This window comes from Streptomyces sp. AM6-12 (assembly GCF_044327085.1).
GTDB lineage: Bacteria > Actinomycetota > Actinomycetes > Streptomycetales > Streptomycetaceae > Streptomyces.
In genome coordinates, this window is record NZ_JBIQWN010000001.1 from 4,989,554 (window position 1) to 5,005,082 (window position 15,529).

The 15,529-nt window shown below is 71.7% G+C and carries 12 protein-coding genes; 6 read left to right on the forward strand and 6 right to left on the reverse strand.

What is annotated here, in order from left to right; genetic code table 11:
• Positions 1-4: 4 nt before the first annotated feature.
• Positions 5-964, reverse strand: a complete 960-nt coding sequence (locus tag ACE4Q9_RS22620) for a metal ABC transporter substrate-binding protein (protein WP_397986045.1) — start codon at positions 962-964, stop codon at positions 5-7.
• A 172-nt stretch (positions 965-1,136) separates the two neighbouring features.
• Here ACE4Q9_RS22620 and ACE4Q9_RS22625 point away from each other — a divergent pair, with 172 nt between their 5' ends.
• Positions 1,137-2,519 (forward strand): glycine--tRNA ligase, encoded by a 1,383-nt coding sequence (locus ACE4Q9_RS22625; RefSeq protein ID WP_397986046.1) that lies wholly within the window; start codon positions 1,137-1,139, stop codon positions 2,517-2,519.
• 102 nt (positions 2,520-2,621) lie between these two features.
• On the opposite strand, the gene ACE4Q9_RS22630 is transcribed toward ACE4Q9_RS22625, so the two are convergent.
• Positions 2,622-3,668, reverse strand: coding sequence for a chitinase (locus tag ACE4Q9_RS22630; RefSeq protein ID WP_397986047.1), 1,047 nt, complete (start codon positions 3,666-3,668; stop codon positions 2,622-2,624).
• Positions 3,669-3,855: 187 nt separating this feature from the next.
• Here ACE4Q9_RS22630 and ACE4Q9_RS22635 point away from each other — a divergent pair, with 187 nt between their 5' ends.
• Together ACE4Q9_RS22635 and ACE4Q9_RS22640 are read left to right on the forward strand one after the other, a co-directional pair.
• Complete coding sequence (locus ACE4Q9_RS22635; protein ID WP_397986048.1) at positions 3,856-4,872, forward strand: aldo/keto reductase; 1,017 nt, start codon at positions 3,856-3,858, stop codon at positions 4,870-4,872.
• A 25-nt stretch (positions 4,873-4,897) separates the two neighbouring features.
• The gene (locus ACE4Q9_RS22640) at positions 4,898-5,485 is read left to right on the forward strand and encodes a TetR/AcrR family transcriptional regulator (RefSeq protein WP_397986049.1); all 588 of its coding nucleotides are present in this window, start codon (positions 4,898-4,900) and stop codon (positions 5,483-5,485) included.
• 45 nt (positions 5,486-5,530) lie between these two features.
• Here the strand turns inward: ACE4Q9_RS22640 and ACE4Q9_RS22645 are convergent, their stop codons facing one another.
• Both ACE4Q9_RS22645 and ACE4Q9_RS22650 read right to left on the reverse strand, forming a co-directional pair.
• Entirely contained in the window at positions 5,531-6,049 is a 519-nt protein-coding gene (locus ACE4Q9_RS22645) for a hypothetical protein (RefSeq protein ID WP_397986050.1), read from the reverse strand.
• Between the two features lie 198 nt (positions 6,050-6,247).
• Positions 6,248-7,678 (reverse strand): MFS transporter, encoded by a 1,431-nt coding sequence (locus ACE4Q9_RS22650; RefSeq protein ID WP_397986051.1) that lies wholly within the window; start codon positions 7,676-7,678, stop codon positions 6,248-6,250.
• Positions 7,679-7,780: 102 nt separating this feature from the next.
• Between ACE4Q9_RS22650 and ACE4Q9_RS22655 the strand changes: the two genes are divergently transcribed.
• The gene (locus tag ACE4Q9_RS22655; protein ID WP_397986052.1) at positions 7,781-8,674 is read left to right on the forward strand and encodes a helix-turn-helix transcriptional regulator; all 894 of its coding nucleotides are present in this window, start codon (positions 7,781-7,783) and stop codon (positions 8,672-8,674) included.
• Positions 8,675-8,809: 135 nt separating this feature from the next.
• Positions 8,810-10,180: a S8 family serine peptidase gene (locus ACE4Q9_RS22660; RefSeq protein ID WP_397986053.1), complete on the forward strand. Its 1,371-nt coding sequence runs from the start codon at positions 8,810-8,812 to the stop codon at positions 10,178-10,180.
• 74 nt (positions 10,181-10,254) lie between these two features.
• On the opposite strand, the gene ACE4Q9_RS22665 is transcribed toward ACE4Q9_RS22660, so the two are convergent.
• Positions 10,255-11,706, reverse strand: coding sequence for an MFS transporter (locus tag ACE4Q9_RS22665; RefSeq protein WP_397986054.1), 1,452 nt, complete (start codon positions 11,704-11,706; stop codon positions 10,255-10,257).
• Between the two features lie 168 nt (positions 11,707-11,874).
• Here ACE4Q9_RS22665 and dusB point away from each other — a divergent pair, with 168 nt between their 5' ends.
• The gene (gene dusB, locus ACE4Q9_RS22670; RefSeq protein WP_397986055.1) at positions 11,875-13,005 is read left to right on the forward strand and encodes a tRNA dihydrouridine synthase DusB; all 1,131 of its coding nucleotides are present in this window, start codon (positions 11,875-11,877) and stop codon (positions 13,003-13,005) included.
• Between the two features lie 563 nt (positions 13,006-13,568).
• Here dusB and ACE4Q9_RS22675 read toward each other — a convergent pair.
• The gene (locus tag ACE4Q9_RS22675; protein WP_397986056.1) at positions 13,569-15,509 is read right to left on the reverse strand and encodes a glycogen debranching N-terminal domain-containing protein; all 1,941 of its coding nucleotides are present in this window, start codon (positions 15,507-15,509) and stop codon (positions 13,569-13,571) included.
• Positions 15,510-15,529 lie beyond the last annotated feature (20 nt).

The following is a 15,529-nucleotide window of genomic DNA, read 5'->3' on the forward strand; positions in this document are numbered from 1 at the left end:
CCCGTCACTTCGCGCCCAGCGCCTGCTGGAGCGCCTTGAGGTTGGCGTTCTGGACGGAGAAGTAGTCCGTGCCGCGGGACTTGTCCGTGATGCCCTCGATCGGGTCGAGGACGTCGGTCTGCAGGTGCGCGTCGGTGGCGATGGTCTTCGCGGTCTTGTCGCTGACGAGCGTCTCGTAGAAGACGGTCGAGACGTGGTCGGCCTTCGCCATGCGCTCCAGGTCGGTCACCCGCGCGACGCTCGGCTCGGAGTCCGGGTCGAGGCCGTTGATCGCCTCCTCGGTGAGGCCGTAGCGCTCGGCGAGGTAGCCGAAGGCGGCGTGGGTGGTGATGAAGACCTTGGACTCGGTGTGCGCGAGGCCGGTGCGGAAGCGCTGGTCCAGCTCGTTCAGCTGCTTGACCAGGGTCGCGGTGTTCTTCCGGTAGTCGGCCGCGTGCTTCGGGTCGGCCCTCTCCAGGGCCTTGCCGACGCCACGCGCGACCTGGGCGTAGCGCACCGGGTCGAGCCAGATGTGCGGGTCCTTGCCCGCGGACTCCTCGCCCTGGTGGGTGTCGTGCGCGGCCGCGTGCCCGCCGACCTCGTTGCCGTGCGACTCCAGGGTGGTCAGGGCGGCGGCGTCGATCTTCGTCTTCACCGAGGACTGGGCGACCGCGGCGTCCACGGAGGGCTGGAGGTCCCTGAGGTAGAGGACGGCGTCCGCGTCGTCGATCGCGACGATCTGCTTGGGGCTGATCTCCAGGTCGTGCGGCTCCTGGCCGGGTGTGGTGAGACTGGTGACGTGGACGTGGTCGCCGCCGATCCGCTCGGCGAGGAAGGACATCGGATAGAAGGACGCGATGACGTCGAGCCGGCCGTCGTGGGCCGCGGCCGTGCCGCTCCCGGAGCAGCCGGTGAGAGTGCCGAGGCCGAGGGCGGTGACGGCGGTCAGGGCGGCGGCGGGTATCAGGCGTCCACGTATGTTCATGACAGTCATTTTCAACAAAAATGGAAACCGTTGTCAACAATCGCTCGGGGGTGCCCGCGGGGTGCCCGTAGGCAGGGGCCGATTTGGTCGTGGGGGAGCCTGCGCCGGTAACCTGAAGCATTCGCTGGAAGCATCTCGCTTCAACGCCCGTCGTCGTAATGAAGAGAGCACCGTGGCCGCCGACAAGATCGACACCATCGTCAGCCTGAGCAAGCGCCGTGGCTTCGTTTTCCCGTGCAGTGAGATCTACGGCGGCCAGCGTGCCGCCTGGGACTACGGACCGCTGGGTGTCGAGCTCAAGGAGAACATCAAGCGCCAGTGGTGGCGCTACATGGTGACGTCCCGCGAGGACGTGGTCGGTATCGACTCGTCCGTCATCCTGGCCCCCGAGGTCTGGGTCGCGTCCGGCCACGTCGCCACCTTCACGGACCCGCTGACCGAGTGCACCGCGTGCCACAAGCGGTTCCGTGCCGACCACCTCGAAGAGGCCTACGAGGAGAAGAAGGGCCACGCCCCGGCGAACGGCCTGGCCGACATCAACTGCCCGAACTGCGGCAACAAGGGCCAGTTCACCGAGCCCAAGCAGTTCTCCGGCCTGCTGTCCACGCACCTCGGCCCGACCCAGGACTCCGGCTCGGTCGCCTACCTGCGCCCCGAGACGGCCCAGGGCATCTTCACCAACTTCGCCCAGGTGCAGACCACTTCGCGCCGCAAGCCGCCGTTCGGCATCGCCCAGATGGGCAAGTCGTTCCGCAACGAGATCACGCCGGGCAACTTCATCTTCCGCACCCGCGAGTTCGAGCAGATGGAGATGGAGTTCTTCGTCAAGCCGGGCGAGGACGAGCAGTGGCAGGAATACTGGATGGAGCAGCGCTGGAACTGGTACACGGGCCTCGGCCTGCGCACCGAGAACATGCGCTGGTACGAGCACCCGAAGGAGAAGCTCTCCCACTACTCGAAGCGGACCGCGGACATCGAGTACCGCTTCCAGTTCGGCGGCAGCGAGTGGGGCGAGCTGGAGGGCGTCGCCAACCGCACCGACTACGACCTCGGCGCGCACTCCAAGGCCTCCGGCCAGGACCTCTCCTACTTCGACCAGGAGGCCGGGGAGCGCTGGACGCCGTACGTCATCGAGCCGGCGGCGGGTGTCGGCCGCACCATGCTGGCCTTCCTGCTCGACGCGTACGTCGAGGACGAGGCGCCCAACGCCAAGGGCAAGATGGAGAAGCGCACGGTGCTGCGCCTCGACCACCGTCTCGCCCCGGTGAAGGTGGCCGTGCTGCCGCTGTCCCGCAACCCGGAGCTGTCGCCGAAGGCCAAGGGCCTCGCGCAGGCGCTGCGGCAGAACTGGAACATCGACTTCGACGACGCGGGCGCCATCGGCCGCCGCTACCGCCGCCAGGACGAGATCGGTACGCCGTTCTGTGTGACCGTCGACTTCGACACCCTCGAGGACAACGCGGTCACCGTGCGCGAGCGCGACACGATGAAGCAGGAGCGGGTCTCGCTCGACCAGATCGAGGGGTACCTGGCGCAGCGCCTGCTGGGCTGCTGACCCCGGCCGCCGTCACCGTCGCGGGGGCCCCGCCCTCGCCCGCGCCCACCCATCAGCCGCTCTCGCCGGCCGGTGGGTGGGCGCTTCCGTGCCGGCGCCGGCTCAACGCCCCTGCAGCGCCTTGACGTTGTCGCCGAAGGTCCAGTTCTTCGAGCCGTCCCAGTTGAGGGACCAGTCCATCAGGCCCTTCAGCGAGCTGCCGTAGTGCTGCCAGGCCTGGGCGACCAGGGACGGGGACATGTAGCCGCCGCCCGCGCCGGGCTGGGCGGGCAGCCCCGGAACCTGCTTGTCGTAGGGCACCCTGACGGTCGTACCCTGCACCACCAGGCCCTTGTTCAGGCAGTCGGTCTGGGCGGTGAAGCCCGCCACCGTGCCGGCCTCGTAGGAGTCGCCGGAGCAGCCGTACATGCTGCCGTTGTAGTACTGCATGTTCAGCCACCACAGGCGGCCGTTGTCCGCGTACTTCTTGATGATCGGCAGATACGCGCCCCAGATCGAGCCGTAGGTGACGCTGCCGCCGGTGACGTACGCCGTCTCCGGGGCCATCGTCAGCCCGAAGCCGGCCGGCATCTGCGCGAGGACGCCGTCGATGATGCGGACCAGGTTGGCCTGGGACGTGGACAGTTGGCCGATGTTCCCGCTGCCCGTCAGGCCGGTCTCGATGTCGATGTCGATGCCGTCGAAGTTGTACTTCTTCAGGATCGGTACGACGGTCGCGACGAACTTGTCCGCGACCGCGGTGGAGTTGCGGTCGATGCCGGCCGCCGCGCCCCCGATGGAGAGCAGGATCGTCTCGCCGGACGCCTTCGCCGCGCACATCTCCGCGGGCGTGGGCACCTTCACCCCGGTGTCCATGCCGTCCTCCCACAGCGCCGTGCCGTCGGAGCGGATCACCGGGAAGGCCGCGTCGAGGACGTCGTAACCGTGCGCGGGGATACGGGAGTCGGTGACCGGGGTCCAGCCGAAGGGCGGGTGGACCCCGTTGGCGGCGCCGTCCCAGTTCTCCCAGTAGCCCTGGAGCACCTTGCCCGCCGGGCGCGACTTCACCGCGCAGGTGTCGGCGGCCGAGGCGGGGTGCGCGGCGGGGAGCTGGGTGAGACAGGCGGTCGCGAGGGCGGCGGCGAGCAGGGACAGCGAGCGGCGGAGCATACGGGCCTCCTGGTGGGGTGCAGCGAGGTACCGGATGGGCGTGTCCTGTGCATGACCATGCTTTGGTCCAGACCTTTCGTCAAGAGGTCTGGACCAAGTCGCCGCCGGTGCGAGCGCGGCATCGCTGGATGACAAGTATGGAATGACAGATATTGAAATCTGTCAGCTGCCATGCCATGCTGGAGCCATGACGACGACACCCCACACCCGAAACCTCGGCACCACCGGCCCCCGCGTCTCCGCCCTCGGCCTCGGCTGCATGGGCATGTCCGCGCTGTACGGAGAGGCCGACCGCGCCGAGTCCATCGCGACCGTTCACGCCGCCCTGGAAGCGGGCGTGACCCTGCTCGACACCGGCGACTTCTATGCCATGGGGCACAACGAGATGCTGATCGGCGAGGCCCTGCGCACGGCGCCCGCCGCCCGGCGCGAACAGGCCCTGGTCAGTGTGAAGTTCGGCGCCCTGCGCGACCCGGAGGGCAACTGGAGCGGCTACGACGGCCGGCCCGCCGCCGTGAAGAACTTCGCCGCCTACTCCCTCCAGCGCCTCGGCGTCGACCACATCGACGTCTACCGGATCGCCCGCCTCGACCCGGACGTCCCGATCGAGGAGACCGTCGGCGCCATCGCCGAACTGATCGAGAAGGGGTACGTCCGCCACGTCGGCCTCAGCGAGGTCGGCGCCGAGACGATCCGCCGGGCCGCCGCCACCGCGCCCGTCTCCGACCTCCAGATCGAGTACTCGCTCATCTCGCGGGGCATCGAGCGGGAGATCCTGCCGACCACCCGGGAACTGGGCATCGGCATCACCGCGTACGGCGTCCTGTCCCGCGGCCTGATCTCCGGCCACTTCAGCCGTGACCGGCAGCTCTCCGCGGGCGACTTCCGCGCCCACTCGCCCCGCTTCCAGGGCGAGAACCTCCAGCACAACCTGAACCTGGTCGACGCCCTGCGGGAGATCGCCGAGCGCAAGGGCGCCACCGTGGCGCAGACCGCCATCGCCTGGGTGCTCTCCCGCGGCGAGGACATCGTGCCGCTGATCGGCGCCCGCACCCGCGAGCGGCTGGCCGAGTCGCTCGGCGCCCTGGAGGTGACCCTGGACGCGGCCGACCTGGCGGCCATCGAGGAGGCCGTGCCGGCGGACGCGGCGGCCGGCGACCGCTACCCGAGCGCGCAGATGGCACACCTGGACAGCGAGCGCTGATCCGGATGCCGGGTACGGTCTAGGCATGGCATCGACCAGCGAGATCCTGACCGCCGAGCGCATCCTGGAGGCGACCGAGGAGGTGCTGCGCCGGCACGGCCCGGCCAAGGCCACCGTGGTGGACGTGGCCCGCGCGCTCGGCGTCAGCCACGGCAGTGTCTACCGGCACTTCCGTACCAAGGCCGCGCTGCGCGAGGCGGTCACCAAGCGCTGGCTGGACCGGACCTCCCAAAAGCTCGCCGAGATCGCCGCCGCGCGCGAGCGGGACCCGGAGACCCGGCTGCGGGACTGGCTGGCCGCCCTGTTCGAGGCCAAGCGGCACAAGGCGGGCGACGACCCGGAGCTGTTCGCCACGTACACCGTGCTGACGGACGAGAACGGCGCGGTCGTCGGCGAGCACATAGCCGAGCTGACCGCGCAGCTGACGGAGATCATCGCGCAAGGGGCCGGGTCGGGCGCCTTCTCGGTGCCCGACCCGGCCGCCGCGGCCCGAGCCGTCTTCCACGCCACCGGCCGGTTCCACGATCCCTGTTATGCCAAGGAGTGGACCCTGCCCGGCGTCGGCGAGGAGTTCACGGCCGTCGTGGACCTGTTGGTGCGGGGTCTTCGCTGAGGACCGGCGTCAGCCGGCCTCGACCCGTCTGCCGACCTCGGGTCGTCAGCTGACCTTCACGCTGACCGGCGCGGACATGACCTTGCCGTCCTTGGTCACCACGCGCACCGTCTCGTTGCCCTTGGCGGTGAACGCCCGGCGGATGGTGAAGGTGCCGTTGTGGTTGACGACGGCCGTGGTCCGCAGCGTGGTCCACTTGCCGTTCGTCCGGTGCTGGAGGACCAGCACCGTGCCGGCCTTCACACCCTTGACGCGACCGGCGAAGGCCACGGCCTCGCCGTGCCGGACGGTCTTGTGGGCGGTCGAGAGGGTGATGGAGCCCGTCGCGGTCGTCGCCGCCGCGGCCTTCGGCATCGCCTTCTTGGTCGCCGAGCGCGTCGGCATCGGTTTCGGCTTCATCGTCGCCGTGCGCCTGGGCATCGGCTTCTTGGTCGTGGTCACCTTCGGGCTGGGGGTGCTGGTCGCGGCGAAGGCTCCGGCCGTACTGCCGGAGAGCAGCGCCACGGACAGTACACCGGCGCCCAGAGCACGGCCGTAGCGGTGGTGGCGGAGTACGGAGGTCATGGTTCTCTCCTGTCGCTCGATCGTTCGCTCGATCGGACGTCTCCCAGGCTGACCCGACTTCGCTCCGTCGGCCACTCGAAGCGCTGCGTAACCGAGCTCCAGGACCGGTGAAAGTGCAGGTCAGCGGCGTTATGGAGCAGTTTCCGCAACCCTTTGCCGGCCCTTGCCCCCGAGCCGCCGCCCGCGCCGAAGGCACCCTCAGCCCACCCTCCTCGGCAGCCGGACCCCCAGCACCCCCGTCAGCACGATCCCGGCCACCTGCGCGAGCAGCGTGACGATCAGCGCCTCCCGCATCCCCACCTGCGGCACGAGCGTGAGGAACAGCGTGCCCAGCGTCGCCACCCCGAGCGCCAGCCCCGACTGCTGCGTGGTGACCAGCACCCCACCGCCCACACCGGCCCGAGCCGCCGGCACCTCGGACAGCACCAGCCGCATCACATTGGGGAGTTGGAGCGCCTGACCGGCCCCGGCCACCGCCATCCCCGGCAGCAGCGCGGCCACACTCACCTGCGGCCAGTCCCGCCAGACGGCCGCCGCGATCAGCAGCACCCCGACGCCCTGCACGGCGGACCCGACGGGTATCACCCGCGTGCCGAACCGGCCCATCAGTCGGGGACCCGCGAGCGACACGAACAGGAACACCACGGCCATCGGCGCGAGCGCGAGCCCCGCCGGCACCGGGCCCAGTCGCGCGCCCTGCTGGAGGGCCAGCGCGATCACGAACATGAACCCGCTGAAGCCGACCGAGAACGGCACGATCAGCACCAGCCCGCGCCGCAGCGAGGCGAGCCGCAGCAGGCTCGGCGGCACCAGCGGGGTGCGCCCCGCCCGGTCCGCCCGCCGTTCCACCAGCCAGAACCCGGCCGCCGCGCACGGGAACGCGGCCAGCGACAGCCACGTCCACAGCGGCCAGCCCGCCGCCCGGCCCTCGGTGAGCGGCGCGAGCAGCGTCAGCAGGGACACCGCGAGCAGCGCGGTGCCGGGGCCGTCGACGGGTTCCGGGTGCTGCGAGCGGGTCTCGGGTACGAGCCGTACGGCCAGCACCAGGCCCACCGCGACCACCGGCACGTTGACGAGGAACACCGACCGCCAGCCGCTCCCGGCGATGTCGGCGGCGACCAGGACCCCGCCGAGCACCTGCCCGGCCACCATGGACAGCCCGGCCGTCGCGCCGTACAGGCTCATCGCCTTGGCGCGGCGCGCGCCCTGCGTGGCGGACTGGATGGTGGCGAGCACCTGCGGCAGCATCGCGGCGGCCGCCGCGCCCTGTGCCACCCGCGCGGCCACCAGGCTCCACGCGTCGGGCGCGAGTCCGCAGGCCAGCGAGGTCAGCCCGAAGGCCGCCATGCCGCCGAGGAACAGCCGGCGCCGCCCGAACAGGTCCCCGAGCCGCCCGCCGAGCACCAGCAGCACGGCGTAGGCGAGGCCGTAGCCCGCGACCACCAGCTCCAGCACGGCCTCGCCGGCGCCCAGATCGGTGCCCATGGTCGGCAGGGCGACGTTGACGATGAAGAAGTCGACCAGCGGCAGTGCCGCGGCCAGCAGAACGGTGAACAGTCCGGGACCGCCGAGCACGGGCGCTGCGGCGGCCGCCCGGCGGACGGCGTGGACGGTGACGGTCTCACTCATGGTATCGATCCTGCGGTGCGGCCCAGACGGGTACCAGAGTGTCCTCATCCTGGTACCAGGAGTACCTGGAAACAGGCTGACCGGCACGGCACCCTGGAGGGCATGGCCACGATGACGACCACCGCACCCCGGTCGGGCGACGCCGCGGGCGGCGCGGAGATCCGGCGGCACGAACTGGCCGCGTTCCTGCGCAACCGCCGCGAGCGCATCAGCCCCGAGGAGGTCGGTCTGCCGCGCGGTCCGCGCCGTCGTACGCCGGGGCTGCGCCGCGAGGAGGTGGCGCACCTGTCCGCGGTCGGCGTCACCTGGTACACGTGGCTCGAACAGGCCCGCCCCATCCAGGTCTCCGTGCAGGTCCTGGACGCCCTCGCGCGCACCCTGCGGCTCGACGCCAGCGAGCGCGCCCATCTGTTCCAGCTGGCCGGGGCCAACGACCCCATGCCGGCGGCGAGTTGTCCGAGCGTGACACCGGCGGTCCGGGAGATGCTGGACCGGCTCGGACCGATCCCGGCCGCGGTGCAGAACAGCCGGTACGACGTCGTCGCCTACAACCGCGCCTACGGGATGCTCCTGTGCGACATGGACGCGCTGCCGCCCGAGGACCGAAACTGCATGCTGCTCGCCTACTTCAACGAGGACTGGCGGTCCGCGGTCGTACACCTGGAGGAGACCCGGCGGCTGATGACCGCCCGGCTGCGCGCGGCCCTCGCCGGTCATCTCGGCGAGCCCGCCTGGAAGATGCTCCTCAAGCGGCTGAAGGAGTCGCCCGAGTTCCGGCGGAACTGGGAGCGGTACGAGGTGGCCGGCTACCGCTCCAAGACCAAGGAGTACCTCAACCCCCATGTGGGGCTCCTGACGGTGGAGCACACCGATCTGTGGCTGGCCCCCGAGACGGGCAGCCGGGTGGTGATGTACACGCCGGGCAACGAGGAGACGCGCGAGCGCCTGGAGCGGCTGCACCGGCTGGCGCAGGCGGTGCCCGCGCAGGGGAGTTGATCAACCCGCTGCGCGCGGGTGCGGTTTCGGTAAAGGATTCGAAATCTACAGATCAATAGGGTTGTCCTGTGCATGACTCGCCCGATGGGATGCGCGAGACCACTTCGGTCCACACCAGACCACTCAGGGGATTTCATGCACATATCCCGTTCCGGGCGAGGCATCGCGGCCGCCACCACGGGCGCTGCCGCTCTCGTCGCCGCCGCGCTGGCGACCGCCGCCCCCGTGGGTGTCGCCACCGCGGCCCCCGCCGCCGTGCCGCACACCTTCGCGGCCCCGGCCGTCGCCGGGCACACCCTCGCCCACGACGTGGCCAGCCCGATCTCCATCGCCCAGTGCCAGGCCAAGTGGCACATCAACTGCTACACCCCGCTCCAGTACCGCACCGCGTACAACCTGAACCCGCTGTACCGCAAGGGCGTTACGGGCAAGGGGCGCACGATCGTCATCGTCGACTCGTTCGGCTCCCCGACGATCCAGCACGACCTCGACGTGTACAGCAAGCAGTTCGGCATGCCGAGCGCCAAGGTCTCGGTCGTCAAGTGGGGCAAGGTGCCCCCCTTCGACCCGAAGAACGGCGACATGACGGGCTGGGCCGGGGAGACCACCCTGGACGTCGAGATGGCGCACGCCGTGGCGCCGGGCGCGAAGATCGTGCTGGTGGAGACCGGGGTCGCGGAGACCGAGGGCGTCACCGGTCTGCCGGAGATGATGAGCGCCGAGAAGTCGCTGATCGACCACGGGGTCGGCGATGTCATCACGCAGAGCTTCAGTGCGACCGAGAACACCTTCCCGGGCTTCGGGAAGGGCGACTTCTCCAGCATCCAGAACCTGCGGTACGCGTTCAAGGACGCGGCCCGCAAGCACGTGACCGTCCTCGGCTCCTCCGGCGACGACGGCCCCACCGGCGCCGTCCTGGACGGCTCGGCCGACTACAAGCAGCAGGTCAACTCCTGGCCGTCGTCGGACCCGTTGGTCACCTCGGTCGGCGGCACCCAGCTGCACCTGAACGAGCAGGGCCACCGCGTCCGCCCCGACAGCGTCTACAACGACCACGGCGCGGGCGGCGGCGGCATCTCCCACGTGTTCTCCCGGCCCGCCTTCCAGAACGGCGTGAAGAAGATCGTCGGCAACCACCGCGGCACCCCGGACATCTCGATGTCCGCCGCCGTCGACGGCGGTGCCTGGGTGTACTCCAGCTACGACCCGACGGCCGTCGGCTGGGACGTCTACGGCGGCACCAGCGAGTCCAGCCCGCTGTTCTCGGGCATCGTGGCGCTCGCCGACCAGGTCGCCGGACACCGCCTCGGCGACATCAACGGCGCGCTCTACAGCCTCGCCAAGCACAAGGGCACCGGCGTCGTGGACGTCAACGACGGCACGGACAACACGTACGGCGGCGTGACCGGCTACAAGGCCGTCAACGGCTACGACATGGCCACCGGCGTCGGCACGCTGGACGCGCCGAGCTTCGTCAAGTCGCTGGCGAAGGCCGCCCGCCGCTGAGGAAGCCAACCGAAACGTGAGGGAGCCGGTCCGGGTGCCGCACCCGGACCGGTTCCGTCGCCGTTCGCGCGGGCTCAGCCGCGGCTGCCGGCGCCGACCGCCTGGCGGATCTCCGCGGTCTCCAGCCGCTCCGCCGCGCGCTCGGCCGTACGCCGGGCCCAGCGTCCGCTGGTGAGCAGGCCCAGGGCGAGCACCGAGAGGCCGCAGGCGGTGAGGATCCACCAGCCGGGGCGGGCGGCGTCCACGAAGGTGGCGCGGTACGACGTCGCGCCGATGCCGGAGGCGAGGACCGCGCCGATCACCGCGACGCCGAGGGTGGAGCCGAGCTGCCGGCTGGTCGAGGCGACGGCGGCGGCGACCCCGGCCTGGGCGCGGGGCATGCCCGAGACCGCCGTGTTGGTGATCGGCGCGTTGACGAAGCCGAAGCCGATGCCGAACAGGACGTAGCCGAGGAACAGGGTGATGTCCGAGGTCTCGGCCTCGAACAGCGCGAACAGGATGCCGCTGATCGTCATCGCCGTACCGGCGATCAGCAGCGGCAGCCGGGGTCCGCGGGTGCCGACCAGCCGGCCGGACAACGGGGCGCACAGGAACGTCGGCGCGGCCATGGGGAGCATCCACAGACCCGCGTGCAGGGCGTCGAGGCCGCGCACGTTCTGCAGGTACAGCGTCGACATGAACAGGAAGCCGCCGAGCGCGGCGAAGGCACTGATCGCGATCACGGTCGCCCCGCTGAACGGCGCGGAGCGGAAGAAGCGCAGGTCGATGAGGGGTTCGTCACGCCGGGGCTCGTACCACAGCAGGGCGCCCAGGGCGACGAGGGCGATCGCGAAGTACGGCGCGACCGAGGCGAGGCCGGAGTCGGGCGCCTGGATGATCCCGTACGTCAGCGCGCCGAACAGGGCGATCACCAGCACCTGGCCCACCGGGTCGGGGCGGCGGCCCTTGGGGGCGCGGGACTCCGGGACGAAGCGCAGGGTGAGCAGCAGGGCCGCGAGGCCGATCGGGAGGTTGATCCAGAAGATCGCGCGCCAGCTCACGGACTGCACCAGCAGGCCGCCGACCAGCGGGCCGAGGGCCATGGATATGCCGACCACCGCGCCCCAGACGCCGATGGCGCGGGCGCGCTCGCGGGCGTCGGTGAAGGTGTTGGTGATGATCGACATGGCGACCGGGTTGAGCATCGAGCCGCCGACCGCCTGGACCATGCGGAAGACGACGAGCAGGGACAGGCTGGGGGCGAGCGAGCACAGCACCGAGCCGATGGTGAACACCACGAGGCCGGCCATGAAGACGCGCTTGCGGCCGATCCGGTCGGCGGTGGACCCGGCCAGCATCAGCAGCGAGGCCAGGACCAGGGTGTAGGCGTCGATGGTCCACTGCAGCCCGGAGGTGGTGGCGTGCAGATCGCGCTGCATCGAGGGCAGCGCGACATTCAGCACGGTGTTGTCCAGGCTCACGATCAGCAGGCTCATGCAGCAGATCGCGAGCACGAGCATGCGCCTGCGGTGACTCAACTCTGGCATGCGCGTCATCGTACGCCGATTTCAATAGTGCGTCTAACTAATGACTATTACACGGGCTCCGGCGAGCTCGGGCGCGGGCGGGGTCGTCCCGCACGCCGGCCGGTGAGGGACAATGGGTGCTTGCCCCGAGCTGTCCCTTCCGTTGTACATCCGTCCCGGAGCCGTCTGATGACCCACCCGCTCTCCATCGGCCCGCACACCGTGACCCCGCCCGTCGTGCTCGCACCCATGGCGGGGATCACGAACGCGCCCTTCCGCACGCTGTGCCGGGAGTTCAGCGGGGGCAAGGGCCTGTTCGTCAGCGAGATGATCACGACGCGGGCGCTGGTCGAGCGCAACGAGAAGACCATGCAGCTGATCAGGTTCGACGCGAGCGAGACACCGCGTTCGATCCAGCTGTACGGCGTGGACCCCGCGACCGTCGGCAAGGCCGTCCGCATGATCGCGGAGGAGGACCTGGCCGATCACATCGACCTGAACTTCGGCTGCCCCGTCCCCAAGGTGACCCGCAAGGGCGGCGGCTCGGCGCTGCCGTACAAGCGGAACCTGCTGCGGGCGATCCTGCGCGAGGCGGTGTCCGGGGCGGGGGACCTGCCCGTGACGATGAAGATGCGCAAGGGCATCGACGACGATCACATCACCTACCTCGACGCCGGGCGGATCGCGGTCGAGGAGGGCGTGACGGCGATCGCGCTGCACGGCCGTACGGCGGCGCAGCACTACGGCGGCACCGCCGACTGGTCCGCCATCGCGCGGCTGAAGGAGCATGTGCCGGAGATCCCGGTGCTCGGCAACGGGGACATCTGGTCGGCCGAGGACGCGCTGCGGATGGTCCGCGAGACCGGGTGCGACGGCGTGGTCGTGGGCCGCGGCTGCCTGGGCCGCCCCTGGCTGTTCGCCGACCTGGTCGCCGCGTTCGAGGGGCGCGCCGACTTCCACCGGCCCGCCCTGCGGGAGGTGGCCGACGTCATGGTCCGGCACGCCCGGCTGCTCGGCGAGTGGCTCGGCGACGAGTCCAAGGGCGTGATCGACTTCCGCAAGCACGTGGCCTGGTACCTGAAGGGCTTCGCGGTCGGCTCCGAGATGCGCAAGCGCCTCGCGATCACCTCCTCCCTCGCGGAACTCCGCGCCGGCCTCGACGAGCTCGACCTCTCCCAGCCCTGGCCCGCCGGCGCGGACGGCCCCCGCGGGCGCACCTCCGGCAACAACCGCGTGGTCCTGCCGGACGGCTGGCTGAAGGACCCGTACGACTGCGCGGGCGTGACCGAGGACGCCGAACTGGACACATCGGGCGGCTGACCCCTCCCGCGGGCCCCTCCTGACCGCGGCCCTCCGGGGGCACCCCCTTCCCTGCCCACCCGCCGGACGCCTCGCCGACCGGCCCGCCCCCACCCGCGGGCCGCCTCCCCGGCCGGCCTGTCCTCACCCGTCCGACGTCCCGGCGGGCGGCCCATCCCCGTCCTCCGACATGTCGGCGGCTGGCCTGTGCTCACCCGTGGGGCGCCTCGGCGGCTGGGCCGTCCCCACCCATCCGTTTGGTGTGTCGGCGACGGCTCGTCACCACCCGGCCGACACATCGGGCGGCTGGTCCTTTCCCGCCCATCCGACACCTCGGGCGCCCCTCCCCGGCCGACGGGTTCGGGGGCGAGGGCGGGCCGTTGGCTCGGCTTTTCGGCCGACGGTTTCGGGTGGTGGGTGGGCGAGGCGGGGTCCAGGGGCGGAGCCCCTGGCGGGGTGTGGGGCGGAGCCCCGCGACCACCGGCACCGGCCCGCGCCAGGAGTCGTACCGGCCCGCGCCGCGACCACCGGCACCGGCCCCCGACCACCGGCACCGGCCCGCGGCGGGAGCAGGACCCGTACCGCTACGCTCCGCCCACCGCCGTCAGCAGCGCCAGCGGCGCCGCCGCGGAGCGGGATTCGCGGGCGCAGGCGTGGGGGTAGGGAACCGGCTCCGGGTGGGTGGCGCGCGGATACCCGGCCAGCACCTCGGGGAGACGGTGGGCGGGGGAGTGCCCCGCCGCGTCGACCAGGGCGCCCGCCACCGCACGGGCCTCGTCGTGCAGGCCGTAGCGCGCCAGACCGAGCGCGATCAGCGCGTTGTCGTGCGGCCAGACGGAGCCGCGGTGCGGGGACAGGGGATGGTAGGCGGGCTGGCCGGAGGCGAGCGTGCGCACCCCCCAGCCGGAGAAGAAGTCGGGTTCCAGCAGCCGCCGGCCCACCACCTCGCCGTACTCCTTGTCCAGCAGACCGGTCCACAGCAGATGCCCCGCGTCGGAGGCAAGCGCGTCGATCCGGCGGCCCTCGCCGTCCAGCGCCAGCGCCGGGAAGGACGCCTCCCGCATCCAGAAGTCCCGCTGGAAGCGGTCGCGCAGATCGGCCGCCGCCTGCTCCAGCAGCGCCGCGTACGTCTCGTCGGCCCACACCGTCCGCGCCACCCACGCCGTGCGCCGCAGCGCGTCGTACGCGTAGCCCTGCGCGCCCGCCGCCATCACCGCCCCGCTCGGCCGGGTGCCGTCGGCAAAGCAGATCGCGCCGGGCGAGTCCTTCCAGTTCTGGTTGGCGAGACCGCCCTCGTCGGCGCGGTAGACGAGATAGCCGCGCGAGGTCAGCCCGCCGTGGTCCAGCATCCAGCCGACCGCGGCCCGCGCGTGCGGCTCCAGACGGCGGGCGGGCGCCGGGTCGCCGGTCTGCTCGGTGTACGCGCCGAGCAGCACGAGAAAGAGCGGGGTCGCGTCGACCGAGCCGTAGTACCGCGCGTACGGCACCTGCCCGAAGTGCGCCAGCTCCCCGTGCCGCACCTCGTGCACGATCTTCCCCGGCTCGGCGCCCCGCGTGCCCCTGGCGCCGGTCGCCTGGGTCGCGGCCAGCGCGAGGAGCGTCGCGGCGGCCGGGCGGGGGCGGTACGGGAGCGCGAACAGGGAGGTCAGCAGGGCGTCACGGGCGAGCAGCGTCAGGTACCAGGGCGCTCCGCCGGCCGGCACCCGCAGCTCCTCGCCGTCGGGCCCCGCGGCCGGGATCTGGAGCGCCGCGAGATCCGTGAGCCCCCGCGCACAGGCCGCCGCCAGCTCCGGCCAGCCGGTCGGGAAGGCCACGCTCTCCACGAACTCTGCCTCCGCGGAAGCGAGTTGGGCCGCCATGGCGGACGGGTCCCGCGGCACCCGGAGCGCACGCCGGTCGCCGTGCGGCCGCGCCATCACCCGCAGGACCAGCTCCCGCGTGCCGTGCGGGGGCAGGTCCAGCGCCCACACCAGACGGCGGGCGCCGGTCCCCGTCTCCTCCACCGCGTCCGGCGCCGGTTCGGCCGTGATCGTCGTACACGAGCGCCATTCCGCGCGCCGGTACGTGAACTCGATCCCGTCGTCCAGCACGGTCCGCGAGCGCAGGGCGCCCGCCTTGACGTACGTGCGGTGGTCGGGGCGCAGCTCGAACTGGTCGGCGAAGTCCACGTCCGCGGTGATCGCCAGCCGGATGGTCGTCGGCACCGGGCGATTGCTCGTCACCCGTACCGTCTCCACGAACGAGCCGTCGCCGACCGCCTGTTCACGGAAGAGCGTATGCGCGGGCGGCTCCGGACGCGCCCCGCGCGGTACGAGCACACAGCGCGCGGTGCCCCCGTCCGCCACCGGGGTGAGCACCTCGGGCACCGCGCCGTCCGCGGTGAGCTGCCAGCGGCTGAGATGCCGGGCGTCGCGCACGAACAACCCGTCCGGGGAGCCGCCGCCCCGGACCCCGCTGATGTCGCCCCGATCGCCCACGGCGGCGAACGTCGCCCCGTGCACGAGCAGATGATGCCGGTCGGTCATCCCCGGTCCCTTCCCTCGTC